Source organism: Nocardia sp. NPDC059177 (genome assembly GCF_042755165.1).
GTDB lineage: Bacteria > Actinomycetota > Actinomycetes > Mycobacteriales > Mycobacteriaceae > Nocardia.
Map to the genome: position 1 here is coordinate 264,316 of NZ_JBHZBX010000002.1, position 26,976 is coordinate 291,291.

General features: G+C 68.1%; 17 protein-coding genes. 6 read left to right on the forward strand and 11 right to left on the reverse strand.

All coding sequences use genetic code 11. The features are described from left to right. The first annotated feature begins 79 nt into the window (after positions 1-79). The 5 genes from ACFXK0_RS04365 (at position 80) to ACFXK0_RS04385 (ending at position 11,116) form a co-directional block, all read left to right on the forward strand. Positions 80-1,099, forward strand: coding sequence for an LLM class F420-dependent oxidoreductase (locus ACFXK0_RS04365; RefSeq protein ID WP_379408309.1), 1,020 nt, complete (start codon positions 80-82; stop codon positions 1,097-1,099). A gap of 213 nt (positions 1,100-1,312) precedes the next feature. Further along, entirely contained in the window at positions 1,313-3,229 is a 1,917-nt protein-coding gene (gene fadD32, locus ACFXK0_RS04370; protein WP_379408311.1) for a long-chain-fatty-acid--AMP ligase FadD32, read from the forward strand. Positions 3,230-3,325: 96 nt separating this feature from the next. Further along, positions 3,326-8,611 (forward strand): polyketide synthase Pks13, encoded by a 5,286-nt coding sequence (gene pks13, locus ACFXK0_RS04375; protein ID WP_379408312.1) that lies wholly within the window; start codon positions 3,326-3,328, stop codon positions 8,609-8,611. Then, positions 8,608-10,152 (forward strand): acyl-CoA carboxylase subunit beta, encoded by a 1,545-nt coding sequence (locus ACFXK0_RS04380; RefSeq protein ID WP_379408313.1) that lies wholly within the window; start codon positions 8,608-8,610, stop codon positions 10,150-10,152. The genes pks13 and ACFXK0_RS04380 overlap by 4 nt, the downstream gene beginning before the upstream one ends. Positions 10,153-10,534: 382 nt before the next feature. After that, positions 10,535-11,116 (forward strand): Uma2 family endonuclease, encoded by a 582-nt coding sequence (locus ACFXK0_RS04385; protein ID WP_379408314.1) that lies wholly within the window; start codon positions 10,535-10,537, stop codon positions 11,114-11,116. Between the two features lie 47 nt (positions 11,117-11,163). Here ACFXK0_RS04385 and ACFXK0_RS04390 read toward each other — a convergent pair whose 3' ends face one another. Both ACFXK0_RS04390 and ACFXK0_RS04395 read right to left on the reverse strand, forming a co-directional pair. Then, positions 11,164-11,730 (reverse strand): Uma2 family endonuclease, encoded by a 567-nt coding sequence (locus ACFXK0_RS04390; RefSeq protein ID WP_379408315.1) that lies wholly within the window; start codon positions 11,728-11,730, stop codon positions 11,164-11,166. Between the two features lie 114 nt (positions 11,731-11,844). Beyond that, a complete protein-coding gene (locus ACFXK0_RS04395) occupies positions 11,845-12,342 on the reverse strand; it encodes a peptidylprolyl isomerase (protein WP_379408316.1) in 498 nt (165 codons plus the stop codon). Positions 12,343-12,817: 475 nt separating this feature from the next. Here ACFXK0_RS04395 and ACFXK0_RS04400 point away from each other — a divergent pair, with 475 nt between their 5' ends. Then, positions 12,818-16,150: an arabinosyltransferase domain-containing protein gene (locus ACFXK0_RS04400; protein ID WP_379408317.1), complete on the forward strand. Its 3,333-nt coding sequence runs from the start codon at positions 12,818-12,820 to the stop codon at positions 16,148-16,150. Between the two features lie 76 nt (positions 16,151-16,226). On the opposite strand, the gene ACFXK0_RS04405 is transcribed toward ACFXK0_RS04400, so the two are convergent. The 9 genes from ACFXK0_RS04405 to ACFXK0_RS04445 all read right to left on the reverse strand — a co-directional run bounded on the left by ACFXK0_RS04405 (position 16,227) and on the right by ACFXK0_RS04445 (position 26,963). Next, a complete protein-coding gene (locus ACFXK0_RS04405) occupies positions 16,227-16,388 on the reverse strand; it encodes a hypothetical protein (RefSeq protein ID WP_379408319.1) in 162 nt (53 codons plus the stop codon). Positions 16,389-16,540: 152 nt separating this feature from the next. After that, positions 16,541-19,954: an arabinosyltransferase domain-containing protein gene (locus ACFXK0_RS04410; RefSeq protein ID WP_379408321.1), complete on the reverse strand. Its 3,414-nt coding sequence runs from the start codon at positions 19,952-19,954 to the stop codon at positions 16,541-16,543. A gap of 48 nt (positions 19,955-20,002) precedes the next feature. Next, positions 20,003-20,515: a hypothetical protein gene (locus ACFXK0_RS04415; RefSeq protein WP_379408322.1), complete on the reverse strand. Its 513-nt coding sequence runs from the start codon at positions 20,513-20,515 to the stop codon at positions 20,003-20,005. Between the two features lie 223 nt (positions 20,516-20,738). After that, on the reverse strand, positions 20,739-21,275 hold the full coding sequence (locus tag ACFXK0_RS04420) for a hypothetical protein (RefSeq protein ID WP_379408324.1): 537 nt from the start codon (positions 21,273-21,275) through the stop codon (positions 20,739-20,741). Positions 21,276-21,463: 188 nt separating this feature from the next. Further along, a complete protein-coding gene (locus ACFXK0_RS04425) occupies positions 21,464-23,770 on the reverse strand; it encodes an arabinofuranosyltransferase (RefSeq protein WP_379408325.1) in 2,307 nt (768 codons plus the stop codon). A gap of 210 nt (positions 23,771-23,980) precedes the next feature. Beyond that, positions 23,981-24,409 (reverse strand): PIN domain-containing protein, encoded by a 429-nt coding sequence (locus tag ACFXK0_RS04430; protein ID WP_379408326.1) that lies wholly within the window; start codon positions 24,407-24,409, stop codon positions 23,981-23,983. Then, positions 24,406-24,630, reverse strand: coding sequence for a type II toxin-antitoxin system VapB family antitoxin (locus tag ACFXK0_RS04435; protein WP_379408327.1), 225 nt, complete (start codon positions 24,628-24,630; stop codon positions 24,406-24,408). The genes ACFXK0_RS04430 and ACFXK0_RS04435 overlap by 4 nt, the downstream gene beginning before the upstream one ends. A gap of 129 nt (positions 24,631-24,759) precedes the next feature. Then, positions 24,760-25,539 (reverse strand): decaprenylphospho-beta-D-erythro-pentofuranosid-2-ulose 2-reductase, encoded by a 780-nt coding sequence (locus ACFXK0_RS04440; protein WP_379408329.1) that lies wholly within the window; start codon positions 25,537-25,539, stop codon positions 24,760-24,762. Then, the gene (locus tag ACFXK0_RS04445) at positions 25,536-26,963 is read right to left on the reverse strand and encodes an FAD-binding protein (protein WP_379408330.1); all 1,428 of its coding nucleotides are present in this window, start codon (positions 26,961-26,963) and stop codon (positions 25,536-25,538) included. Before ACFXK0_RS04445 ends, ACFXK0_RS04440 begins: the two co-directional genes overlap by 4 nt. Positions 26,964-26,976 lie beyond the last annotated feature (13 nt).

A 26,976-nucleotide genomic window follows, 5' to 3' on the forward strand; every position in this document is an offset into this window, starting at 1 on the left:
CACTCCCTTTCGCCCACACGCTGTAAAGTGCGCTGGTGATTGCGCCCGAGTACATCGCACAGCCAGGAGCGAAGAGTTCATGACCGAAGCTGCCGCACCCGTCGGTGAATTGACCGCGCTGGGTACGCCGCTGCGTCCGTTCCGCTTCGCCGCGGCGGGCGAGGGCAACAAGCAGGAGGGCGGCGCGCGCAAGTTCGTGCAGACCGCGCAGGAAGCCGAGGAGATGGGCTACGACACCTTCGTCGTGCCCGATCACCTGGGCGACCAGATCGGTCCGATCGCCGCGCTGGGCGCGCTGACCCAGGCCACCGACAAGATCCGCCTCGGCACCTCGGTGCTGGCGAACGGTTTCCGGCACCCCGTCGTGCTGGCCAAGGACCTGGCCACCATCGACGTGCTGTCCAAGGGCCGCCTCGAGGTCGGCGTCGGCGCGGGCTGGATCAAGGAAGAGTTCGACGACGCCGGTATCCCGTTCGAGCGTCCCGGTGTCCGGCTGGAGAAACTCGACGAGACGCTGACCATCCTGGACACGCTGCTGCGCGGCCAGGAATGCACCTTCGAGGGCAAGCACTACCAGGTGCGCGGCGTCAAGGGCACCCCCCGGCCGCGCCAGGGCCCGCGTCCGCCGCTGTGTACCGGTGGCGGCGGCCCGAAGATGCTGGCGCTGGCGGCCAAGCACGCCGATATCGTCTCGGTGGTCCCGCAGACCACCAAGAACGGCAAGGGCCTGCTGTCGGGGATCACGCTCGAGAAGACGATCGAGAAGATCGAAATCGTCAAGGAGGCTGCCGGTGACCGGTTCGCCGATATCGAGCTGAACTGGGCCATCACCGCCATCGTCATCACCGACGACCGGGAGAAGACCGCGGAGATGGCGTTGCGCGCGATCGACCGAGGTCTGCACCCGAATCTGGAGGTCGACGTGGAACTCACCGTCGACCAGATGCTGAACTCGCCCTACGTCGCGATCGGCACGTTCGAGGAAATCGCCGAGCAGATCAAGCGTGTGCGCCAACTCACTTCGATGTCGTATGTAGGCATCTTCCCCACCCAGATGGATGCTTTCGCCCCTGTCATTCCGCTGCTGCGGGAGGACTGAGCGGGGGTTCTCTGTAACATGACTCTGGTTTGAGAACATCTAGCCGATAGCGGTCACCGCGCAGACCGCTCGAAAATCCGCAGGTTGTCAGGACGCACGCTCATCCGTGCTCCTCGGTGCCGGTGGCGATAGCGAGTCGAGGCCGCACAGGTGTCAACGCCCCCAGCGCGTTGGAATATTCACCGGTGTCCGGTCCTCGGAGGAGAAGAAGGAATGGAAGAGACTTTCGACGACTACCTGGACGAGACCGGGAACATCATCATTCCCGAGGGTCGGACCCTGGTCGATCACGTCGAGAAGCACACCCGTAACGATGCGAACACGCTCGCGTACCGCTACATCGACTACTCGCGGGAACGCGACGGCGAGGTGCACGAGCTGACCTGGCAGGAGTTCGGAACCCGGCTGCGCGCGGTGGCCGCTCGCCTGCAGCAGGTGACCAACCCGGGCGACCGGGTCGCGATCCTGGCCCCGCAGGGTCTGGACTACGTGATCTCCTTCTTCGCCGCGATCTACGCGGGCACCATCGCGGTGCCGCTGTTCGATCCGGACGAGCCGGGCCACACCGACCGGCTGCACGCCGTGCTCGGCGACTGTGAGCCCTCGGCGATCCTCACCGCGACCTCATCGGCCGCCGGTGTGCGTCAGTTCTTCCGCTCGCTGCCCGCCGCGCAGCGCCCGCGCATCATCGCCGTCGACGCGATCCCGGACACCCTCGGTGACTCCTGGATCCGCCCCGACACCGCGATCGACGACATCGCCTACCTGCAGTACACCTCGGGCTCGACCCGGGTGCCCGCCGGTGTGGAGATCACTCACCGCGCGGTCGGCACCAACCTGCTGCAGATGGTCAAGGCGATCGGCCTGGACTGGAACTCGCGCGGTGTCACCTGGCTGCCGCTGTTCCACGACATGGGCCTGCTGACGGTCATCCTGCCCGCGGTCGGCGGCCGCTACATCACCATCATGTCGCCGAGCGCGTTCGTGCGCCGCCCCTCGCGCTGGATCAACGAGCTCGCCGCGGTCTCCGACGGCGCTGGCACCTTCGCCGCCGCCCCGAACTTCGCCTTCGAGCACGCCGCCGCGCGCGGTCTGCCCAAGGCGGGCGAGTCGCTGGATCTGTCGAACGTGATCGGCCTGATCAACGGCTCCGAGCCGGTGACGGTGTCGTCGATGAAGAAGTTCAACGACGCCTTCGCCCCCTACGGCCTGCCCAAGACCGCGATCAAGCCCTGCTACGGCATGGCGGAGGCGACGCTGTTCGTCTCGGCGACCAAGTCCGAGGACGAGGCCAAGGTCATCTACGTCGACCGGCACGAGCTGAACGCGGGTCGGATGGTGCGCGTCGAGCAGTCCGACGAGAACGCCATCGCGCAGGTCGCCTGCGGTTATGTGGCGCTGTCGCAGTGGGCGACCATCGTCGACCCGGAGACCGTCGAGTCGCCCGAGGGCGGCCGTGAGCTCGCCGACGGGTACGTCGGTGAGATCTGGCTGCACGGCAACAACATGGGCATCGGCTACTGGGGTCGCCCGGACGAGTCGACCAAGGCCTTCCGCAACAAGGTCACCTCGCGTATCGCCGAAGGCAGTCACGCCGAGGGCACCGACGCCGACGCCGACTGGCTGCGCACCGGTGACTACGGCGTGTTCTACGACGGCGAGCTCTACATCACCGGCCGCGTCAAGGACCTGGTGATCGTCGACGGACGCAACCACTACCCGCAGGACCTGGAGTTCTCCGCGCAGGAGGCCTCCACCGCGCTGCGGCCCGGTTTCGTCGCCGCCTTCGCGGTGCCTGCCAACCAGCTGCCCGCCGAGGTCTTCGGCGCCGACAGCCACTCCGGCCTGAAGTTCGACGCCGACGACGCCTCCGAACAGCTCGTCATTGTCGCCGAGCGCGGTCCCGGCGCGGGCAAGGCCGACCCGGCCCCGATCGCCGACGCCGTGCGTGCCGCGGTCTCGCAGCGCCACGGTGTCACCGCCCGTGACATCCTGCTGGTGCCCGCGGGATCCATCCCGCGTACCTCCAGCGGCAAGATCGCCCGGCGGGCCTGCAAGGCCGCCTACCTCGAGGGAACGCTGCGCGGTGGTTACACCCAGCAGGCTTTCCCCGATGCACCAGAAGAGTAATCGGCGAGACGGTTCGGTGATGACGCTCGGCGTGGCAACCATGCCGGGCGTCATTCCACGGCGCGCCCTGTACGCAGACAGGTAGCTTGAGGATTGATGGCTGACAACGAGGGCACGCCCACCCCCCAGAACCCCGACGTTCCCGCGGAGAACCCCCGAGGGGGTGATCACTCGGTCGCCGAGGTGCGCGACTGGCTGCGGAAATGGGTCGCGGACGCGACCGGGCAGTCGGTCGACGCGATCACCGTCGACCGGCCGATGGAGGAGTTCGGGCTGGCCTCGCGCGATGCCCTCGCCCTCGGTGGCGACATCGAGGACTACGCCGGTGTCTCGCTCGCCCCGACGGTGATCTACCAGCATCCGACCATCGCGTCGCTGGCCGAGATCATCGTCAACGGTGAGCCGGAGGTCGCCGCCGAGAACGACGAGGACTACACCGCCGGGTTCACCCCGAGCGAGGCGCACGACATCGCGGTCGTCGGTCTGTCGACGCGGCTGCCGGGTGCGGGCACTACGCCCGAGTCGACCTGGGAGTTCATCATCGGTCGCGGTGACGCGATCCGGGAGCTGCCGGAGGGGCGCTGGGCCGAGTTCCTCGGCGATCCGAATGTCGCCCAGGTCGTCGAGGCGGGTAACACCCTCGGTGGCTATCTGGACCAGGACGTGATCAAGGGCTTCGACGCGGAGTTCTTCGCGATGTCGCCGGTCGAGGTCGAGCGGGTCGACCCGCAGCAGCGGCTGATGATGGAGCTCACCTGGGAGGCGCTCGAGCATGCGCGGATCCCGGCCAGTGAGCTCAAGGGCGGCAATGTCGGCATGTTCGTCGGCGCGTCCACGCACGACTTCTCGCTGCTGGCCGCGCTCGGCCTGGGTGATCGCGATCCGAGCCTGCCGGTCTCGGCCGAGGGCTATGCCCTGCTCGGCGCGTCCACAGGTGTGATCGCCAACCGTGTCTCGTACTTCTACGACTTCCGTGGTCCGTCGGTCACCGTCGACACGGCCTGCTCCTCGACCATCGTCGCCGTGCACCAGGCGGTCCGCGCCCTGCGTAGCGGCGAGGCCGAGGTGGCGCTGGCCGGTGGCGTGAACATGATCCTGGCCCCGGTGATCACGCTCGGTTTCGACCAGAACGGCGCGGTCGCCAAGGACGGCCACATCAAGGCTTTCTCCAGCGATGCCGACGGCATGGTCCGTTCCGAGGGCGCCGGGCTGGTCGTGCTCAAGCGGCTGGCCGACGCCGAACGCGACGGCGACAACATCCTCGGTGTCATCAAGGGTTCCGCGGTGAACTCCGACGGCCGGTCCAACGGACTCTTCGCGCCGAACCCCGACGCCCAGGCCGACGTCCTGCGCGCCGCCTACCGTGACGCGGGCATCGTCCCCTCGACCGTCGACTACATCGAGGCGCACGGCACCGGCACCCCCATCGGCGATCCCATCGAGGCCGATGCGCTCGGTCGCGTCGTCGGCCGTGGCCGCGACGCCGACAAGCCGGTGCTGCTCGGCTCGGCCAAGACCAACTTCGGTCACCTCGAGTCGGGTGCGGGCGCGGCCAGCCTCGCGAAGGTGCTGATGTCGTTCCAGCACAATGTGATTCCGCCGAACATCAACTACGCCGGCCCCAGCCCGTACATCCCGTTCGAGCAGGCCAACCTCAAGATCGTCGACTCCCCGACCGAGTACCCGCGCTACAGCGGCGTCGCGACCGTCGGCATCTCCGGTTTCGGTTTCGGTGGCACCAACGCGCACATCGTCCTGCAGGAATACGTGCCTGCCCCGGCCGTGCCCGAGGTCGAGGACGTGACTCCCGCGCAGGTCGCCGCCGAGGAGGTCGAGGGCTCCGAGACCACCGATGTGGTCGCCGAGGCCGTCGCCATCACCGAGGCCGCCGTCGAACCGGCGCCGCCCGTGCTGGAGTGGGACGGCGAGCGCGCCGAACCGCTGCCGGTGATCCTGGCCGTGTCCGCCTACCTGCCGTCGCGCCGTAAGCGCGCCGCCGCCGAGCTGGCCGACTGGCTCGAGGGAGCGGGCAAGGATGTGCCGCTGACCGATGTCGCCCGCGCGCTGGCCAAGCGCAGCCATCAGCGTTCGCGCGGTGTGGTGCTGGCCAAGACGCACGACGAGGCCGTCGCCGGTCTGCGCGCCATCGCCGAGGGCAAGCCCGGCGCGGGCGTGTTCACCGCCGATTCCCCGGCCGCCGCCGCGCCGATCTGGGTGATGTGTGGCTTCGGCGCGCAGCACCGCAAGATGTCCAAGCAGCTCTACAACGAGAACTCGATCTTCCGTAAAACGGTCGATCAGGTCGACGAGCTGGTGCAGGACGAAGCCGGCTACTCGATTCGCGAGATGTTCCTCGACGACGAGCAGGACTACGACGTCGGCACCTGCCAGGTCGGCATCTTCACCACCCAGCTGGGCCTGGCCGCTGTGCTGCGCGCACACGGCGCCGAACCCGCCGCCGTGGTCGGTCATTCGATGGGTGAGGTCGCCGGCGCCTACATCGCCGGTGGTCTGAGCCTCGAGGACGCGGTGCGCGTGATCTGCGCCCGATCGCGGCTGATGGGCGAGGGCGAGCAGATGCTCAGCGACGACGACGTGCGCAATATGGCGCTGGTCGAGCTCAGCGCCCACGATGTGGCCCAGCTGCTGCCGCGCTTCCCCGATGTGGAGGTCGGGGTGTACGCCGCGCCGACCAATACCGTCATCGGTGGTCCGCGCGAGCAGGTCGAGCAGATCGTCGCCGAGGTGGAGGCCGCGGGCAAGTTCGCTCGCATCCTGCAGACCCGCGGCGCGGGCCACACCTCGCAGATGGACCCGCTGCTGGGCGAGCTGGCCGCCGAACTGGCCGGCATCGAGCCGACCAAGCTGACGGCCGGCCTCTACTCGACCGTGCACGAGGGCCTGTTCTTCAAGGCCGGTTCCGAGCCGGTCCACGACGAGCCCTACTGGGTCAAGAACATGCGCGGGTCGGTGTACTTCACCCACGCGATCAAGGCCGCCGTCGATTCCGGGCACACCACCTTCCTGGAGCTGGCGCCCAACTCCGTCGCGCTCATGCAGGTGCTCGGCACCACCTTCGCCGCCGGTGTGCACGACGCGCAGCTCATCCCGACCCTCAAGCGCAAGGAGGACGAGTCCGCCGGTGTGATCGGCGCGCTCGCCCAGCTCTATGTGCACGGCCACGCGGTGAACCTGAGTTCGCTGCTGCCGCAGGGCGATTACGCCGATGTGCCGCGCACGGTGTTCGTGCGCAAGCCGTACTGGCCCAAGGTCGCCATGTCCTCGGGCAGCGGCAACACCCGCGTGCCCGGCGCGCACGTCGCCATGCCCGACGGCCGCCACGCCTGGGAGGTGCAGGCGGGTTCGGTCACCGACCTGACCGCGCTCGTGCAGGCCGCTGCCGCGCAGGTGCTCTCGGACGTGGCCGTCACGGTCACGCACCCGCACGCCACGCTGCCGGGCACCGGCACCCTCACCACCACGCTCACCCCGCACCTCGGTGGCGCCTCGGTGCAGGTACACGCCAAGACACCCGCCGGCTTCACCCTGCTGTTCGACGCGGTCGTCACCTCCGGCGCCGCACTGCCCGAACCGGTCGCGACCCTCGCTGCCCCGGCCGCCACCGAGCCCGAGCCGACCGCCGCCGAGATCGCCGTGGCCACCAGCGACCGCTGGCGCCCCGACAGCGGCGAGACCATCGAGCAGCGGCTGTGCGTCATCGTCGCCGAATCCATGGGCTACGCCGTCGAGGACCTCCCGATGGAGATCCCGCTGATGGAACTCGGCCTGGACTCGCTCATGGCCATGCGCATCAAGAACCGCGTGGAATACGAGTTCGATATCCCGCAGTTGCAGGTCTCGGCCGTGCGCGATGCCAGCCTCAACGAGGTGTCGAAGGTGCTGCGCTACGCGATCGAGCATCGCGACGAGGTCGCGGCGATGGCGGAGAAACAGGCGGCTGCCCGCGCGGCGGGCGAGGATGTCGAGCTGGGCGTCGACGCCAACTTCGTCGAGGCCGCGCGTGCGGCGATCGCGGCTGGTGATGATCCGCTGGCCGCCGCCAAGGCTGCCGGTGCGGAACTGCCGTCCACCGATGCCGATACGGTGGCTGACCAGTCCGTTGCCGGTGTCGAGACTTCGGCCGCCAGCCAGTCGTCCGGTGCCGAGTCGTCGTCGGCAGCTGCCGACGATATCGCGCAAGCGGTTGCCGAGCCGTCGACGGCCGCCGGTCAGCCGAACGGCTCGACCGAGCAGGCGCTGCCCGATGTGGACTACTCCGCCCCGGCCGGCGACGAGGACAATGTTCCGCCACGTGACGCTGCCGAGCGCCTGGCCTACGCCACCTGGGCGGTCGTCACGGGCGCCTCACCGGGCGGCATCTTCAACACCCTGCCGATCCTGGAGGAGGAGGTCGCCGAGAAGATGGCGGCCCGGCTCACCGAGCGGGTCAAGGCCGAGGTGACCGTCGACGACGTGCTCGACTGCGAGACCATCGAGCAGCTCTCCGAGGTCGTGCGCAATCTGCAGGACAGCGGCGCCGATGTGGACGGCTTCATCCGTCCGCTGCGGGCGCGAGCCGAAGGTTCCACCGCCACACCGGTGTTCGTGTTCCATCCCGCCGGTGGCAACACTCTCGTCTACGAGCCGCTGCTGAAGCGGCTGCCCGCCGACACCCCGATGTACGGCTTCGAGCGGGTCGAAGGATCCATCGAGGAACGGGCCCGCCAGTACCTGCCCGAGCTGCGCAAGATCCAGGGCGAGGGCCCGTACGTGCTGTTCGGCTGGTCGCTGGGCGCGGTGCTGGCCCTGCAGGTGGGTCAGATGCTGCGCGAGGAAGGCGCCGACGTGCGCCACGTCGGCCTGATCGACCTGGCCATGACCGTCGAGCCTGAGGACAACACCCTCGAGGGCCGCATCGCGCGCCTCGAGCGGTACCAGGCCTTCGCCAAGAAGACCTACAACGTGCCCTCCGAGCTGGACCGGCAGCAGATCGAGGAACTGGCGGCAGTCAGCGATGCCGAGCAGTTCGCGATGATCAGCGACCTGATCAAGCTCTCCGGCGCCAAGATCCCCGGCGGTGTGCTCGAGCACCAGCGCCATTCCTGGATCGAGAACCGCGCGCTGGAGCAGAAGGATCCCAGCCGCTACGACGGCGACGTCGTGCTCTACCTGGCCGATCGCTACCACGACGGTGCGATCGAGCTCGAGCCGCGCTACGCGGATCGCCGCCCCAACGGAGGCTGGGACGAGTACATTTCGAACCTCGAGGTGGTCCACATCCCGGGCGACCACCTCCAGATCGTCGACGAACCGCGGATCGGCCAGATCGGGGCCGACCTCGCCGCCAAGCTGGCCGCGATTTCCGCAAAGGGAGAGAAGTGAGCACCACCGCCGAAAAGCTGGCTGATCTACACGAGCGGCTGGAGCTCGCGAAAGAACCTGCGGGCCAGCAGGGGATCGACAAGCGCGCGCGCAAGGGTATTCCCAGCGCCCGCGACCGGATCAACATGCTGATGGACCCGGGCACGTTCGTCGAGATCGGTGCGCTCGTGCGCACCGCGGGCGACCCGACGGCGCTCTACAGCGATGGTGTCGTGGCCGGGCACGGGCTGGTCGATGGCCGTCCGGTCGCAGTGTTCTCGCATGATCAGACCGTGTACGGCGGTTCGGTCGGTGAGGCGTTCGGCCGCAAACTGTGTGGGCTCATGCAGTACGCGTCCAAGGTCGGCATCCCGCTGGTCGGTATCAACGACTCCGGTGGCGCGCGCGTGCAGGACGCGATCAGCTCGCTCGCCTGGACCGCGTGGCTGGCCACCAATGTCGAGCCGCTCTCGGGCATGGTCCCGCTGGTCTCGGTGCTGTTCGGTAACTGCGCTGGTGGCGCGGTGTATCAGCCCATCTGCACCGACGTCGTCGTGGCGACCGAGGACACCAAGATGTTCGTCACCGGTCCCAAGATCATCAAGCAGGTCACCGGCGAGGATGTCAGCCTCGAGGAGCTGGGCGGCGCTCGTGCCCAGGCCGAGAACGGCAATATCCACCATGTCGCCAAGGACGAGGCCGCGGCTTTCCAGTGGGTACGCGAGTACCTGAGCTTCATGCCGTCGAGCTGCCAGGAACTGCCACCTATCGTGAATCCCGGCCTGGAACCGGAGATCACCGATTCCGATCGCGAACTCGATTCGATCATGCCCGACTCCGACAACGCCGGTTACGACATGCACGACATCCTGTTGCGCATCTTCGACGACGGCGAATTCAAGGAGATCAGCGAGGGCACCGCGCCGAACATCATCACCGGTTTCGCCCGGGTCGACGGTCGCAGCGTCGGCGTCGTCGCCAACCAGCCGATGGCCGCCGCCGGCGCCCTCGACGCCCGCGCCTCGGACAAGGCATCGCACTTCGTTCGGCTGTGCGACGCGTTCGAGATCCCGCTGATCTTCGTCGTCGACACCCCCGGCTTCCTGCCCGGTGTTGAACAGGAGAAGGTCGGCGTGATCAAGCGTGGCGGCCGATTCCTGTTCTCCTATGTCGAGGCGTCGGTCCCCAAGATCACCCTGGTGGTGCGCAAGTCCTACGGCGGCGGCTACGCCGTCATGGGCTCCAAGCAGCTCGGTGCCGACGTCAACCTCGCCTGGCCCACCGCCCGCATCGCCGTCATGGGCGCCGAGGGCGCGGTCAGCCTGATCGGCGCCGCCCAGATCGCCGCCGCCCCCGAAGATCAGCGCGCCGCGGTCCGCCAGAACCTGATCGACTTCTACAACACCAATATCGCCACCCCGTGGATCGCCGCCGAACGCGGCTTCATCGACGCGGTCATCGAGCCGTCCACCACCCGCCTCGAAATCCGCCGCGCCCTGAAACTGCTGGAAGACAAGAAGATCGTCCGCAACCCCCGCAAACACCACGTCCTGCCCCTGTAGGCAACCCCCGGCCAGGCCCGCCCCGGAACAGTCCGGGCGGGCCGTCGTCCTCGACCGGCCTGCGCACTGGAGCGATAATGACCTTGTGCGCACAACGGTTGAACTATCGCCCAGCTTGATGCAGGCCGCCGACCTGGCCGCTGCCGCACGCGGGATCAGCCTCGAGGAGCTCATAGCCGAAGCACTGGCGCGTGAGGTCGGGGCATCGCCGTCGCCGCGGCGCCGCGTGAGCTTTCCATTGGTGGGTACCGCCGATGCGCGCCCGCACCGGAATATCACCCCCGCAGATATCGCAGATTTCCTCGCATGAACCGGGTCGAGTTCTCGTCGGCGTAGTGCCGGGAACTGCCCGGTTGTCGGTGCCGCTGGGTATCGTTGGGTCATGACCGCAGCGCGCGCACCGCTGATGACTCCCGAGGAGTTCGAGGAACTCGCTCGGGTGGCTGGGCGTGTCTCGGAGGGGGTTCGGCTGGAGTTCGTCGAGGGGAAGCTGGGGGCGAAGGCGGTGCCGGACGGCGATCACGATTGTGTGCTCGAGTGGCTCATGCGCATCCTGCTCGGACTGCGGCCCGAACTGTGGTTGTTCCCGGAACGTGGGTTGAAGATCGACTCCTACCGCACCGGCCGGGCGCGACCCGACGGCACCCTCGCGCCGACCGGTATCTTCGCCGGCCAGCCGGAGTGGGCCGACCCCGAGCCGGTCCTGATGGTCGTCGAGGTGACTTCCCACGACCAGGACACCGACCGCCGCGACCGCAGCGAGAAGCCGCGCGCCTATGCCAGGACCGGCATCCCGGTATATCTGCTCATCGACCGCGAGAAAGGCTGCGTCGTGGTGCGCAGCAACCCGGTCGACGGTGAATACGAGCGCATTCTGATCCAGCCGTTCGGCGCCGAGGTCCCCATCCCGGACCCGGTCGGGATCACCCTGGATACCGAACCGCTCAAGTCCTGGGCGTCCTGATCCGCACTGATGTGGAGAGGTATGGCCGGTGACGCTGGTCGATGTGGTCAGAGGGTGCCGAGGTCGATCTCGGTCTGGAACGGTGCGGTGGTCTTGATGACGCCGGTGAACATGTCGCCGGTCCGATAGGACCTGGTCGCCGGGTCGAGGATGTAGGTGTAGACCAACGGCACGCCGGTCGCGGCCTGCTCGACGCGCCAGTAGAAGGCGATGCCTGCCTTCGCGTACTGGTCCACCTTCACGACGCGGTCGGTGGTCTCCGAACCGGGGGAGACGACCTCGACGACGAGCAGAACGTGCTCCGGGCGCGTCGGGGTGAGATCGAGGGTATCCGCCCGATAGACGACGACATCGGGACGGCGGTTGGTCAACGGGACATCCTGGAGCCGCACGTCGAAATCGGTGTCGGCGTTCCATTCCGGACCAGCTGCATCATCGAGAGCGTTGGCCAGGATCCGGGCCAGGCGATTGTGGCGTTTGGAGGCGCTGGGGCTCACAACGACCATCCCGTCGACGATCTCGATACCCGCACACTGCTCCTCGGACCAGGAATCGTATTCCGCCGCGGTGATCTGCTCGTGCATCCAGGCCGGGGGCGCTGTCTCGGCAGTCATCACGCGCTCCTCCGAACACCGTCGAGGTGACTCTACTCAATTCGTAAAGTCTAATCGAACGCGGTCGGGCCGCCACCGATTGTCGCGGTGACGGCCCGGTGCACTATCGAAAAGCTACGCGATGGTGGCGGATTCGATGATGACGTCGTCGACGGGGACGTCCTGGTGCGGGCCCGCGCTGCCGGTGGAGACGGCGGCGATCTTGTCGACGACCTCGGTGCCGTCGGCGACCTTGCCGAACACCGCGTAGCCCCAGCCCTGGCCCTGGGGGGCCGAGTGGTTGAGGAAGGCGTTGTCGGAGACGTTGATGAAGAACTGGGCGGTGGCCGAGTGCGGGTCGTTGGTGCGGGCCATCGCGACGGTGTACTTGTCGTTCTTGAGGCCGTTGGTCGCCTCGTTCTGGATCGGCGCCTGGGTCGGCTTCTGCTTCAGGCCCGGCTCGAAGCCGCCGCCCTGAATCATGAAGTTGGGGATGACGCGGTGGAACACGGTCCCGTTGTAATGGCCCGCGTTCACGTACTTGACGAAGTTGGCGACCGTGTTCGGCGCGGCCTGGTCGTCCAACTCGAGCACGATCGGTCCGTAGTTGGTTTCGAGATTCACCTTGGTCATGTGGTCGAGTCTAGGGAGCGGAGGGGTTCGGGGGAGCGCGGGGTCCATATCCGCTCGGCGCGCACGCGGCGGCCGACCGGCCTTCGGCCGCTCGCTGGACGGCGTGATTGCGGGAAATGGCTGCCGTGAATTACCGGATATTCGAGCGGCCCGCCGCAGCTATTCGGAGCGCTCTGTGAACTCGCCCGAGATGGGTGAAATATGCGGCGCGGTAGCATAATTCGCACTACCGCTGATCAGCGAGAACTATATTTCCCAGAGGATTGCGAATTGTCGCGGTGAGCGGCTGATTCCGTACCGTTACCGCTTGTTACGGTTACCACGTTTGATATCAACCCGCATTTCCGGCGCACCTTCGGTGAATAGCTTTCCGCACCGGGCGAGTCCGCCGCCGGCGGGGCTGATCATGCGGTGCCCGCGACGGTCTGGCGTGCGACCCCTCACAACCACCGGCGTGCGGATACCATGTCGAACCGTGCCAGACGCCGCAACAGCTGTTCTCACCAAGCCGCCCGCAGAACCCGCGGCTGCCACCAAGGACTTCCGGACCGCGCGATGGATCGCGCTGATCGCCGGACTCCTCGGCGCCGTGTTCGCGATCGCGACGCCGTTCCTGCCGGTCACTCAGACCACCGCGGAACTGACCTGGCCGCAGAACGGCAAGCTGGGCAATATCCAGGCGCCACTGATGTCGCAGGTGCCGATCGACCTGCAGGCCTCCATTCCCTGCGCCGCGGTGGCGACCCTGCCCGAACAGGGCGGCATGCTGCTCGCGACCGCGCCGCCGCAGGGTGATCGCGCGGCGCTCGAGGCACTGTTCGTTCGCGTCTCCGACACCACTGTCGACGTGGTCGACCGCAACGCGGTGGTCGCCTCGGCCGAGCGCGCCGCGATGGACCAGTGCTCGGCGATCGTGATCAGCTCCGACCGCGAGCGCACCACCGCGAAGTTCGATGGCCTGAGCAAGGAGATCGAGCGGCCGATCGCCGGTCAGCCTGGTGCGGTCGAGACGGTGCAGGTGCCGGTACAGGGCCAGCTCGCCGGCGATCTGCGCCCGCAGGTGGTCGGGGTGTTCTCCGATCTCACCGGCGAGGTCCCGCAGGGCCTGTCGCTGACCTCCACCATCGACTCGCGCTTCTCGTCGAGCCCCTCGCTGGTGAAGCTGGTCGCGATCATCGCGGCGGTGCTGTGCACGCTGCTGGCCCTCGGCGCGCTGGCCCAGCTCGACGGCAGTGACGGGCGCGGGCACCGCCGGTTCCTGCCGCGCAATTGGCTGAAGCCCACCTGGGCCGACGGCGCGGTCATCGGCACGCTGCTGGTCTGGCATTTCGTCGGCGCCAACACCTCCGACGACGGCTACATCCTGTCGATGGTCCGGGTCGCGCCCGACGCGGGCTACATGGCCAACTACTTCCGCTGGTACGGCGTGCCCGAGGCGCCGTTCGGCTGGTACTACTACGTCATCCAGGTGTTCGCCGAGTTCTCCACGGCCAGCCCGTGGGTGCGCCTGCCCGCACTGGTGTGCGGCATCCTGTGCTGGATGGTGATCAGCCGCGAGGTGGTCCCGCGCCTCGGCAACGCCGTCAAGCGCAGTCAGGTCGCGCTGTGGACCGGCGGTCTGGTGTTCCTGGCCTTCTGGCTGCCCTTCGACAACGGCCTGCGCTCGGAGCCGATCGTGGCGCTCGGCGCGTTGCTGACCTGGGTCTCCATCGAGCGCGCCATCGCCACCGGCCGGCTGCTGCCCGCCGGGATCGCGGTGCTGATCGCGGCGTTCACCCTGGCCGCGGCCCCGACCGGCCTGATGTGTGTGGCCGCGCTGCTGGCCGGTATCCGCCCGCTGGTGCGCATCATCGTGCGCAGGCACCGCCAGTTCGGCACGATGGCGTTGCTCGCGCCGATCGCCTCGGCCGGCCTGCTGGTGCTGGTGGTCGTCTACGGCGACCAGACCTTCGCCGGTATCCAGGAAGCCAACCGGGTGCGCCAGGCGACCGGCCCGAACCTGGCCTGGTACGAGGACTACCTGCGCTACTACTACCTGTTCGTCGAGACCGTCGACGGCTCGCTGGCCCGGCGCTTCGCCTTCCTGATGATGCTGCTGTGCCTGTTCACCACGCTGCTGGTGCTGTTGCGCCGCCGCCAGGTGCCCGGTATCGCGTCGGGTCCGACGTGGCGGCTGATGGGCATCGTGTTCGGCACGATCTTCTTCATGATGTTCAACCCGACGAAGTGGACCCATCACTTCGGCGCGTACGCGGGCATCGCGGGATCGCTGGCGGCGGTGACGGCGGTCGCGGTGTCACAGAGTGCGCTGCGTTCGCGCAAGAACCGGGCGATCTTCCTGGCCGGCCTGCTGTTCGTGCTGGCGCTGTCGTTCTCGGGTATCAATGGCTACTGGTATGTCTCCAGCTACGGCGTGCCGTGGTTCGACAAGACCGTGCAGCTGCGCGGCATCAACTCCAACACGGTGATGCTGATCCTGTTCGGTCTGGCCTTGGCCCTGGTCGGCTGGTACGCGCTGCGCGAGGACTACGTGAAGCCGGTGCCATCGGCCAAGACCGAGCGCGGCAGGCGGATTCGCAAGTTCGCTGCCATCCCGCTGACGGTGGTGGTCGGGCTGATGGTGGCCTTCGAGGTGCTCTCGCTGATCAAGGGCGCGACCCAGCAGTACCCGGCGTACTCGCTGGCCCGCTCCAATATCGACGCCCTCGCCGGCAACACCTGCGGCCTGGCCAACGACGTGCTCGTCGAACCGGACCCCAATGGTGGCAGGCTCGAACCGATCATCGACCCGGCCCGGCCGTTCACCGACCCGAACGATCCGCTGGCAGGCATCGACTCGGTGGGCTTCACCCCGAACGGCGTGCCAGGTGACCTGTCCGCCGATGCGGTCGAGGTGAAGCCGGGTACCGGCAACACCAGCAACCAGTCGGTCGGCGCGGCCTTCGCCGAGGGTGAGAGCGCGGGCACCGGCGGTGGTAAGGGCGCGCTGGGCGTCAACGGCTCGACCGCGGCGTTGCCCTTCGGCCTCGATCCGGCGCAGACCCCGGTCCTGGGCTCCTACCAGGAGGGCGTGCAGCAGCCCGCGCACCTGGAGTCGGCCTGGTACGGGTTGCCCGCGCGTTCGGAGGAGTCGCCGCTGATCGTGATCTCCGCGGCGGGCCGCATCGCCTCCAAGGACGATTCCGGCGCCGACAAGTACGGCCAGTCGCTGCTGGTCGAGTACGGCACCCGCAATCCCGACGGCAGCGTCACCACGCTGGGCGCCTACCTGCCCCGCGATATCGGCCCGTTCCCGTCGTGGCGCAACCTGCGCGTTCCGCTGTCGGATCTGCCGGGTGAGGCGAACGCGGTGCGCATCCTGGCCAACGACCCGATCCTGATCGGTGACCAGTGGCTGGCGTTCACGCCGCCACGGGTGCCCAAGCTGCAGACCCTCGACACCTTCATCGGCCGCGATCAGCCGGTGCTGCTGGACTGGGCCGTCGGCCTGCAGTTCCCCTGCCAGCGCCCGTTCGCGCACGAGAACGGCGTGGCCGAGGTGCCGAACTACCGCATCCTGCCGGACCGGCCGCTGGCGATCTCCTCGACCGACACCTGGCAGGCCCAGGAGTTCGGCGGCCCGCTGGGCTTCTCGCAGATGCTGGCGAGCCGGGTCACCATCCCGACCTATCTGAAGGACGACTGGGCCAGGGACTGGGGTTCGCTGGAACGCTACAACCAGTACCTGAAGGCCGAGCCGGCCCAGCTCACGACCGGGACCCAGACCCGGACCGGACTCTGGAGCCCCGGCCCGCTGCGGGTGTTCTGACCCACGCCGGAGAAACAAGGAAGGCGCGGCCCACCTCGGTGGTCCGCGCCTTCTGCCGTCAAGGGGTAGCAGGAGTTCAGACGTTCAGCATGCGACGGTTGAGGTCGCGGCGTAATACCTCTTGGGAAGGCAGTCTCTCCAGTACCCGCATGACGGCGGGTCGTAGTTCGTGCTTCTCGTCGTCGCTGAGCAGCTCGACGAGATCTCGCAGATCCATGTCATCGAAGGCTCCTGTCATACCCACCAGGGTACGTGCTCAAACCTGCAGGCACAGCCGCTTTACGCTGTCATTTACAGCTGTTTCACCTGAGCGAAACCCTAACGGACACTGAGCATTTCGTTATCCAGAGAGCGCAATGCCCGGCCGCTGCCCTTGCGCTGCCGCTATGTCTACTTTGCCCGGATCGCGGGCTCCTTCGCCCAGCCCGACTGGTCCACCACTCGCACCGAGATCTCGGCGGGCGGGGCCGGACGGAACGGGGTGAACCGCTCCAGCGAGCCCCAGTCGCGGCCCAGATCGCGGTCGAGATAGGTGGGGACGGTCTCGGACTTCAACAGCAATCCTGTCCAGCCGAGCGGTCCGCCGCCGATATCGTCCTGCCAGGCGTTGGATGCGTCCGAACCTACCCGATCCGGCAGAATCCGCCACTGCGGCGCCTCGGCGACACCGTCATGGTGGTCGAACGGGCGCTGGCAGGGGAAGGCCAGGCCGACGTGCCAGTCCAGCAGGACCGGCGCGGTGTGACCGACGACGGAGTCCAGCGTGGCCAGCTTCGGCAGCCGTGGCGGGGTGACGGCCAGCCACTGCTTCTGGGTGATGTCGTTGTCGGCCGCCACCAGGCGTACCGCGTTCACCCCGGCGGGCAGCTGGTCGATCGGGACGCGCAGGTTGCGCCAGGACGGCGACGGGCCGATATCCAGCGGCGCGATCGTGCCGGTGCCGGTCACGGTGCCGTCCTCGGCCCTGATGCCGTACTCGAGCCGCAGGTCCTGGCCGTAGTTCACCACGCCGTCGGTGTCGACCGAGCGGATCCGGCCCGCCGCGGTGATCACCAGGGCCTGGTAGGCGGGGTCGTCACGGACGGCGTCGGTCAGATCGACCCGGTACCACTGCGAGGTGAGCTTCGCCTGCTGCTGCACGCCCTCCTGGTAGGAGCCGAGCACGGGGGTGCGGGCCGGGTCGAGGCCGAAGGGCAGCGCGACGGTGCTGCCATTGAGGCCCGCCTCGGCGCTGGTGCCGCCGCCGGTGCCGGCGCCGGTGGTGTTGGTGGTCTTGTTGGCGGAATCCTGGTCGACCGAGTTCGCCCCGCCGACCACGGTCTCGTCGGCGTCGGCGGTGAGGTCGTCGGCGACACCGTTGGGGGTGAATCCGGTGGATTCGGCGCTCAGCCCGTCGGCGGGGGCGCCGGTGTAGGGGGTGAGCAGGGAGTCGGCGGTGTTCGTCTCGACCAGCACGTCGTCGGCGAGGGCGCACGTATTGCCTTGCAGCGCGTCCAGATTCGACTTGGCGATCGAGTAGGCCGGGTACTGGGTGACGGCGCCCTTGGCCATCGAGGCCACCTCGAACAGCACGAGCAGCGCCGCCGCGATGGTCAGCGGCATGGTCGCGAACTTGTCGAAACGCGCTGTGCCGGACGGTTTCCGGTAGGGGGCGCGCAGATGGAAATACAGCGCGACCAGCAGCGCGAGCACGCTGAGCCCGAGGAACAAGGTCGACACGCCCTTGCCGGCGACCAGCGGCGCCTTGTCCCAGAACGGCACCCCGTAGCTGGACACGTACCACCAGCCGTTGGAGCCGGTGAAGGTGAGCGCGAGCAGGAACAGCACCGCCGCCGCGAACAACGCTCGATTACGCGGTGCGCGAATACCGTTGGTGCCCACCGCGACCGCGGCCAGCGCCGCCAGCGAACCGGCCAGTCCCGCGTACACGCCGAAGTGGTGGGTCCACTTGGTCGGCGTCCACATCATCAGCAGCAGCGCGCCGAAGACGATGCCGAGAATGCGCACCGACGGCCCGCGCGAGGTGCCGGGGATACGGCCCTTGCGCAGCACCTGCAGGATGCACACCAGCAGGCACAGCAGCATCACCAGCACGCCGAAGCGCCGGGCCAGCGAACCGTCGGGGGAGAGCATGAACAGCGAGTCCCAGCGGGTGCGCTCGTCGAACCAGGCGACATTCGGACCGACCAGGGTCCGCACCCGGGTGGCTTCCATGACGGTGGCGAGGGTCTGATCGGCGAACACGACGATCAGCACCAGCGTGCCTGCGGCCAGGCCAGGAGCCAGCAGGGCGGCGTAGCGGAAGATCTTGGCGCCCAGCGACAGTCGACCGCTGCGCTCGCTCGCACCGACCTGTGCGGGGTTACCCGTGCCTGCCTCGTCCGTACGGTCAGCGGACGGCGCGTTCGTGGCACCGCTCGACTTCGGTGCGGGCGCGCCGGTACCGGGAGTCACCGCGCCGTCGGCGGAAAGCCTGCGTGGCAGCGCACCCTGGGCGCGCTTGATGATCAGCTGCATGACCGGGCGGGTGCCTGCGATGAGTGCGGCGATGCAGATCAGGCCGGTCGGGCCCGCCGCCAGGGAGAAGGCCGCGATGAGGATGGCGAGGGCGGCGGGGAGCAGGCGGGCGGTGGCGATGGCGCGCTCGATCGCGCACCAGGTGAGCAGCGCGCCCGCCGCGATCAGCGGTTCGGGGCGCAGGCCGTTGTCGTAGGGGAGCCAGAAGGCCAGGAACACCAGCCCGGCGGTCCACAGCGCCACCTTGTCGCGGCGGACCCGCGCGCCCAGGCGCGGCAGCACCTCGCGGCTGATCACCGCCCAGCAGACCAGCCCGGCGAGCAGGGCGGGCAGGCGCATCCACAGGCTGGCGTCGGAGACCTTCGTCATCCAGGCCAGCACCTCGTACGACCAGCCGAACGGGGCTTCCGGCACACCGAACCAGCGGTAGTAGTTGGCCATGTAGCCCGACGGGCCGGAGGCGCGCGCCATATTGAGGATGTAGCCGTCGTCGGAGGTGTTCGCGCCGATCACGTGCCACAGCAGCAGCGTGCCGACCACGACGGCATCCGTCCAGGTCGGCTTCAGCCAGTGCCGGGGCAGGAAGCGGCGGGCGCGGCGGCCGTCGGCGGTGTCGAGCAGGTGCAGGGCGATCAGCGCGGCCACGGTGGTGACCGCGGCGAGGATCATCGCGACCAGCTTGAGCGTCGACGGTGTCGAGGTGAACCGGGAGTCGATGTCGGCGTGCAACCGGGCGCCGGTCAGGGCGGCCGCGTCGAGATCGGTGTAGACGCCGACGATCTGCGGGCGCTTGTCCACCGTGACGGTGTTGCGGAACGGCGTTCCGTCCGCGCGTGTGACACCGGCGAACTCGACCGTCGTCGCCTCGATGGTGGAGACGATGCCGATCTGCTCGCATCCGGCGATCTCGGCGATCGGCGCTGAGAGCATCGGCACATCGCGCGCCTGCACCGCCAGCACCCCATCGCGCACGGTGACGCTCAGGCCCCTGGCGCCCTGGCCGGATTCGGTCGGGACGGTGGTGAGCAGGGTGGTCGCCTGCTCGTCGGCGACCGGCAGATCCCGCAGCATCGAGCACGGCAGCTGCGCGTCGAGCCGCTGCGGCACATACGACACGAGCGGCGCCTCGACGCTGGTCGCGCCCGGCTGCGGCCAGTCCAGGCTCGCGCGGTCCTGGCGCACCGGCAGCAGCGGCGTCAGCAGGGCAAGCACGAACCCGAGCAGCCCACAGACGAGGGCGATCAGGCGGTATCGGGTGAACGCTCGTTCAGATCGGTCCGGTCGCACGGGGGTTGATGGTAGCCACCGAAGCTGTGTGCGGTGCGGCGCCGCGACCTACCCGGTCTTGCGGTCGGTCCAATCGAGCCGGGAACGGATCCAGCCGGGGACGGTGGCGTCGGGCCGGGGGAAGTCCGCGAGCTCCGCGCGCAGGTCCTCGACCGAGACCTCCGGCATCCACTCCGAGATGCTGACAGTCGAGTAGGTGGCCCGGTAACGGGTGGGCCCGGCGATGAAGATCTCCGTGCTCAGCCACGCGCCGACCTCGGGGTTGTAGGACATGCGCTTGTGGTCGGTGAGATAACCGAGTACCTCGTCGGGGACCAGCAGGTTGGTCTGGGTGCCGTCGCGCGTCTTGACCTGCACCCCGGCCACGATGTTCGAGCCGACCTGCAGCGACCACAGGAGTGCGAACTTCTGGCCGGGGGCCAGGATCGCGATGGTGGCGTCGACCACGGCGTGTTCGATGGCGCCGAGGGAGTTCAATTGTTCCCGGGGGGCTGGGTCGCGGTCCTGACTATTGGGCCGCGTCAGCAGGAGATCGCGCCGCTCGGGTCTGCTCAGCGTCATAGCTATACCTCTGCATCCGTACCGATCAGCACTCCCAAAACTGATTTCGGTCGGCCGAACTTGTCAACATTGCGCAGCGTACCCGGCCCGCGAAGGGACTCGCGCGGGCGTCGACGCTGACCGAGCATATTGTCGTCTATCGAGTCCTCGCACACCAGTGGCTATCGGGTGTCTTCATGGTGTCATTTGACACACTGTCATTCCTGATGCGTGGTGGGCAACCTTATGCCGCCGCCGCGCGCAGCGCGAACCAGCCGTCGCGCGGGTCGGCGAAGCCGTGATAGACCAGCGGAATCCGCTGGTCTACGTCGAAGAACCGGTAGACCGCCGCCATCGCCTGGCGCACCGAATGTGCCTGGAAGTCGTCGATACGCCGCGCGCCGATATGTCGCTCGGGCAGCATGGCCAGCCGGGTCAGCTCCGCCGGATCGTCCACGTCAAGGCCCCACGGATTGTCGTCGTCGATGAGGTGGTCGTGCAGCACCGTGCGGCTGACTGATGGGTCGTGCCGGGGACCGGCGAAGGTCACGCTCTCGACATGGGCCAGGCCCCTGGTGTCGAGCGGGGTCCGCGCGGCTTGAATCAGGTCGATCAGCGCGCGGTCGGGTTTCGGTGTCTGCCCGCTGACCGGCGCCTGCTCGAGCAGGTGCAGCATCTGCCCGCCGCGCACCAGCGGCTCGGGCACCAGGAAGACGCTGATGCTGGGGCAGGTGCAGTGCAAGCCGGTGAGACACACTCGGGTGTGCATCGGATCGGACATACGTCCTCCTCCGGTAGCGGGCCGCGAAAAAGGGACCCGTGACGTGCAGGAACTGATTCCAACGCCATCCGCCGACCGTGCCGGCGACGACCGTGCCGCACCCGTCAGTGTAGTGCGATCGCGCCGCGTGGTCAGTGGGTCGCGGTGATCGATGCGCGAACCGGTGGGCCCGGTGTGCGCTCTGGTTGTCAGTGGCGGACGGTGATCAGGGTGAACGGGCCGATGTCGGTGATGGTGAAGGCGGGGTCGGTGAAGAGGGTCTTGGGGAAGGCGACGGTGTAGCGCTTCACATTGGGGTCGTTGGGGTAGACGTCTTCGGCGAGGCGCAGGGTGTAGGTGTCGCCGTCGCGGCGGAACAGGAAGGCGTCGGGGGCGCGCCACGAGGAGTTCGCGAGGGCGTCGACCAGGGCGGCGGAGGTGGGGAGTTCGCTCCAGTCGGCGATGGTGGCGGCGCGGGCCTTGAAGTCGGCGAGCGGGTTCGCGTAGTGCGAGGTGAGGGCCTGGAAACCGAAGTAGGGGTAGTAGGCGAGGAAGGTGGTGTCGGCGGTCAGGACGACGGATTCGTCACGGGGACGGCCGGTTTGGGCGCGCAGGGCCTCGTCGACGGCGTGGTAGTACGCGACGGCCGACGGCTTGCGTTTGTCGGCGCGCTCGCCGTAGGTGCCGTCGGCATCGGGCACATCGGTGGGCACCGTGTCGGTGTAGGCGGTGTCGATCTCGTGGGTCAGCACGGTGGGGATGTGCTGGGCGAAGGCCAGTGCGCCGAGCACCGCGACCACCCCGGCGGTCGTGCGCAGCGCGGCAGGCTCGTTCAGTGCCTGGTAAACGGCCCGCCCGCCCTCGACGAACCCGAAGACGCCCGCCGCGGCCAGCACCGCTAGCAGCACCGGCTCCAACCGGAACGACAGCAGGGTGGTGCCCGCCGCCGTGGCCGCCATCGACAGCAAGGTCCACAGATAGATCGAGACGACCCCGATCCCCAGCGCCTGCGCCCGCCGTGACGACCCGGCCCGCACCACCAGCCACACCGTGCCCAACAGGCACAGCGCACCCCGCAACGAGAACTCCAGCATCGGGAACGCCAGCTCGGCCCCCGACTGCGGCAGATAGTGAAAAGCGCTGCCGGAGGGCAACTTCGCCCCACCCAGCATCTCCAACAGGAACGGCGCCCACACCACCAGCGCAAGCACCATCGCAATCACACCCATGGCAGCCAGCCGCACGAACGGCCCGACCGCCACCCGCCACACCGCCGGCTTCGCCGCGCCCCCTGCGTCCCGCGTATCCGCCGTCACCGCTGCACCCGTGCGAACGGCGTCGGCATTCGCTGCCGCCGTGTCTGTGTCGGCAGCCGGGGCGTTCACTGCCGCCTTGTCTGTGCCAGCCGCCGGGGCGTTCGTTGCAGCAGTGTTCGTGTTGGCGGTCGGGGCGTTCGTTGCAGCAGTGTTCGTGTTGGCGGTCGGGGCGTTCGCCGCCGTAGTGTCCGTGTTGGCGGTCGGGGCGTTCGCCGCCGTAGTGTCCGTGTCGGCCGCGGGCACGTCCGCGCCGACCGCTGAGTCCACGGTGGTGGACGGCTCGCTCATCGCGGCGGAGTTCGCCCCGACCCGCCGTGCGCCGAGCGAGCGACGATCCTCCCGGCGGCGGGCTGCGACGGCCAGTGCGGCGGCGACCACCGCCATCACCACCACGCTGAAGGCCGCGATCCCCAGGTACAGCGTGTAGAAGCAGGCCGCGACGCCGAGGAACAGGCCGGTGCCCAGCACCGCGCCCCAGCCACCGGTCGACCGGTGCAGCGCGCCCCAGGCCAGGATCAGCACCGGCGGGATGAACACCACCAGGACCGCGCTGTATGCCTCGGGTGAGGCGTAGGCCAAAGTCATCGCGGTGACGGCCGCCGCCGCGCCGACCGCGAGATCGGCGCGCACCAGCTGGGTCCACAGCACCAGGGCGACGACCGCGGCGACCGCGAGGAAGCCGATCGCGTACGGCTTGAACACTTCCCAGCCGTCCATACCGAGCACATTGCCCACGCGGCCGCCGATCCAGAACCAGCCGGCCGGATAGAACGGCGGGATATCGGGGTAGGTCATATCGCGCAGCGCGGGGCTGTCGGTGAGCCGGGTGAGGTACTCGGTGCGGAACTCCTGGTCCACCGAGATCCCGAACAGATACAGCTTGGTCGCGGCCAGCGGCATCCCGAGGGTGACGGTGACGAAGCCCGAAATACCCACCCAGGACGTCAGTTTCGCCACCACCGGCCACTTGCGCAGCCGGATCAGCAGCACCGAAACCACCAGCAGCGCCACCGCGACGAACTGCCCGACGGTGGTCAGCGCGCGAGTCACGTTGGAGGAGTTGAACGCAGGCCACTGCACCGCCGAAAACGCGTACAGCCCGACTACGGCGACAACGAGCGCCACCAGCGCGGCCACAACGCCCTCACCGACCCCCGCCCCGATCCTGCGCCCCGTCCGCACCTCATCGTTGGTAGTCATCGGCGCGCAATCCTCCGGCTCCACTGTGCTCCACGGTCGGCGTCAGCCTAGTGGGCCGGCATGGACCGCCGGTCACACCGCCTGCCCGCCGCTGCCAGCTGACGGTGCGGAGTCTCCCGGCGAAGTCGAGGTATCCACGGCTCGGCAAGGGATCCGGCGGATACGCGGGTTCTGCCGACGTCTCGAATCGCCGGCATCGACAACGGGCACTCAGATGCCGAGTTCCAGCGGCCCGTCGTGGACATCGACTTCGCGCAGCTCGGTCGCGAACCTGGTCGCGGTGACGAAATCCTTGTCGTCGTGGACGATGGTCAGGTTGTGATTCACGGCGGTGGCACAGATCATCAGGTCAACGGCCGACAGCGAGTTCGCGCAGCCGCCCTGTGCTGCTCGGCGTTGAATAGTGCGGATCCACGAACCAGCCGATTTCGGGACCGCCGCATCGCGCATCGTCTGATCGAACAGTGTCGTGAATTCGTCGTACTCTTCGAGATTTCGAGCTGACCGTAAGAACTCCGTTCGCTGTGGATAGCACGATCGCAGCGCGCCATCTGCGATGACGCCGCGCCATTTGTCGCTGACAGGACCGCCGCGCAGCATGCGCCACATCGCCGACGAGTCGATCAGATATCCGGTCACCGTCGGTAGGCCTCTTTGGCGGCACGGTGGGCGGCTTCCATACCCTCGATGTCCCAGCCTTTCGCGAGCTCGATGGCTCGGTCGTACGCTGCGACCCGGTCGCGTCGCTCGTTGTATTCGTCAAGGGCGGCGGCGACCGCGGCAGTCTTCGTGCGATGACCGCCAAGACGTTTGGCCTTCTCCAGCGACTCATCGTCGATGTCGATATGCGTTAGCGACATGTCAGTACTCCTGTACATGATCTGGCCTTCGCCATCGCCTGAATTGTACATACCGCCCCGCCTTCTCTGCTAAACGAAACTGCCGCACCGTTAACAACGGTGCGGCAGTGATTCGGAGCGGGTGCCCGACTAGATGGGGAGCTTGCGGAAGATCGGGCGGGGGACGTGGCGCAGCGCCGACATCACGAACCGGGCCTCACCGGGCGCCCAGACGATATCGGTGCCCTTCTCCGAGGCGGCGACCGCCCACTTGGCGACGTCTTCCTTGTCGACGGTCAGCGGGGCTTCCTTGCTGCCGGTGGCCTGCCAGTGCGCGATGGTCGCGCTGGTGCGCACCTGCATCGGCCGCACCACGGTGACGCGCGGACCGTGCGGGCGCAGCGCCTCGCCGAGGCCCAGGTAGAAACCGTCCAGACCGGCCTTGGTCGAGCCGTAGACGAAGTTGGAGCGGCGCACCCGCTCACCGGCCACCGAGGACATCACGATGAACCGGCCGTGGCCCTGCGCCTTGAACTTCTCGCCCACCAGCACACCCACCGACACACCGGCGGTGTAGTTGATGCCGACGGTCATGACCGCCTTGCGCTGGTTCTGCCACAGTTCCTCGGCGTCGCCGAGCACACCGAAGGCGACGATGGCGACATCCACGTCACCATCGGCGAACGCGGCCTCGACGACCTTCGGATGCGATTCGGTGTCGAGCGCGTCGAAATCGAGCACGTCGACCTGGGTCGCGCCTGCGGCCTTCAGGTCGGTGACGGCCTGCTCGAGCAGCGGATCGCCGGGCAGGTTCGCCAGGATGATCCGGGCCGGGCTCTTGCGCAGGTACTCGGCGCAGATCGCCAGGCCGATCTCGGAGGTGCCACCGAAGAGCAGGATGGTCTGCGGGTTGCCAACTGCGTTGATCACTGGAGCTCCAGCCTCCTGGCCATATCGGACATGAAAACGCCGGTCGGGTCGACGCTGCGGCGGATCTTGATCCACTCGTCGATCCGCGGGTACATCTTGTGGAACGCTTCCGCGCTGGTCCGCGAGTCCTTCGCGGTGTACAGGCGGCCGCCGAACTCCATCACCCGCCGGTCCAGATCGGTGACAAGCTCGTTGAGGCCGGGGCGGATCGGGAAGTCGACGCAGATGTTCCAGCCGGGCATCGGGAAGCTCAGTGGCGCCGGGTTGCCCTCGCCGAACAGCTTGAACACGTTCAGCGCCGAGATGTGGCCGGACGCCTGGATGTCGATGATGATCCGCTTGAACTCTTCGACGGCCTCGGTCGGCACGACGAACTGGTACTGCAGGAACCCGGCGGGACCGTAGGCCCGGTTCCACTCCGCGATCATGTCGAGCGGGTGATAGAACTGCGTCAGGTTCTGGATCTTGCCGGTGTAGGTGCCGCCCATGGCGTAGTAGGCCTCGCCCACCGCGCCGAGCGAGAGACGGTTGGCCGTCCAGCTCGGGAAGATGTTCGGCACGGTCAGCAGCTGCGGCGCGTCGAACTTCAGCGGGTTCTTGCGCAGCTTCTTGGGCAGCTCGTCGACCTTGGCCAGGCGGCCGCGGGTCAGGCAGGCGCGACCCAGCTTCGGCAGCGGGTTCATCACGTCGAACCACGCGCTCGAGTAGGTGTAGTCGGCCTCGCTGCCGTCGCTGTGCACGGCGATGGTCTCGTCCAGCGTGGCGGTCTTCACACCGTCGTTGAGGAAGTAGGCCGTCTCCGTCGGCGCCATCTCGATGGTGGCGCGCAGGATGATGCCGGTCAGGCCGTTGCCGCCGACCGTCGCCCAGAACAGTTCGGCGTCGTCAGCCGGGGAGATCGTGCGCACCGCGCCGTCGGCGGTGAGCAGGTCGATCGAGCGGACGTGGTTGCCGAAGCTGCCCTCGCTGTGGTGGTTCTTGCCGTGGATATCGGAGGCGATGGCGCCGCCGATGGTCACCTGGCGGGTGCCGGGTAGCACCGGAACCCACAGGCCGAACGGCAGCGCGGCCTTCATCAGCTGGTCCAGGCTCACCCCGCCGTCCACGTCGACCATGCGTGTGTCGCGGTCGATGCGGTGGATGCGGTTCAGCGCCGGCATGTCGATGACGAGCCCGCCCGCGTTCTGCGCGTGGTCGCCGTAGGAGCGGCCGAGGCCACGGGCGATCACGCCGCGTCGCAGGTGCGCCGGCTTGGAGTCGTTGTCCTCGGCGACCATGCTCACGGCCTTGACGATCAGCTCGGGATCGCGGGTCGAGAGCACTTCGGCGGAGGTGGGTGCGGTGCGACCCCATCCGGTGAGCTTGCGGGTGCGCGTTGGCAGCGCAAACGCCTCGCCGGTGGCGGTCGGAATGTTCTCGGACATCGGCTAAGAGGCT

Excerpts from the sequence above, each read along its gene's own strand:
- ACFXK0_RS04365 (WP_379408309.1), top strand. The coding sequence starts at position 80 with ATGACCGAAGCTGCCGCACCCGTCGGTGAATTGACCGCGCTGGGTACG.
- fadD32 (WP_379408311.1), top strand. The coding sequence starts at position 1,313 with ATGGAAGAGACTTTCGACGACTACCTGGACGAGACCGGGAACATCATC.
- pks13 (WP_379408312.1), top strand. The coding sequence starts at position 3,326 with ATGGCTGACAACGAGGGCACGCCCACCCCCCAGAACCCCGACGTTCCC.
- ACFXK0_RS04385 (WP_379408314.1), top strand. The coding sequence starts at position 10,535 with ATGACCGCAGCGCGCGCACCGCTGATGACTCCCGAGGAGTTCGAGGAA.
- ACFXK0_RS04390 (WP_379408315.1), bottom strand. The coding sequence starts at position 11,730 with ATGACTGCCGAGACAGCGCCCCCGGCCTGGATGCACGAGCAGATCACC.
- ACFXK0_RS04395 (WP_379408316.1), bottom strand. The coding sequence starts at position 12,342 with ATGACCAAGGTGAATCTCGAAACCAACTACGGACCGATCGTGCTCGAG.
- ACFXK0_RS04405 (WP_379408319.1), bottom strand. The coding sequence starts at position 16,388 with ATGACAGGAGCCTTCGATGACATGGATCTGCGAGATCTCGTCGAGCTG.
- ACFXK0_RS04415 (WP_379408322.1), bottom strand. The coding sequence starts at position 20,515 with ATGACGCTGAGCAGACCCGAGCGGCGCGATCTCCTGCTGACGCGGCCC.
- ACFXK0_RS04420 (WP_379408324.1), bottom strand. The coding sequence starts at position 21,275 with ATGTCCGATCCGATGCACACCCGAGTGTGTCTCACCGGCTTGCACTGC.
- ACFXK0_RS04425 (WP_379408325.1), bottom strand. The coding sequence starts at position 23,770 with ATGACTACCAACGATGAGGTGCGGACGGGGCGCAGGATCGGGGCGGGG.
- ACFXK0_RS04435 (WP_379408327.1), bottom strand. The coding sequence starts at position 24,630 with ATGTCGCTAACGCATATCGACATCGACGATGAGTCGCTGGAGAAGGCC.
- ACFXK0_RS04445 (WP_379408330.1), bottom strand. The coding sequence starts at position 26,963 with ATGTCCGAGAACATTCCGACCGCCACCGGCGAGGCGTTTGCGCTGCCA.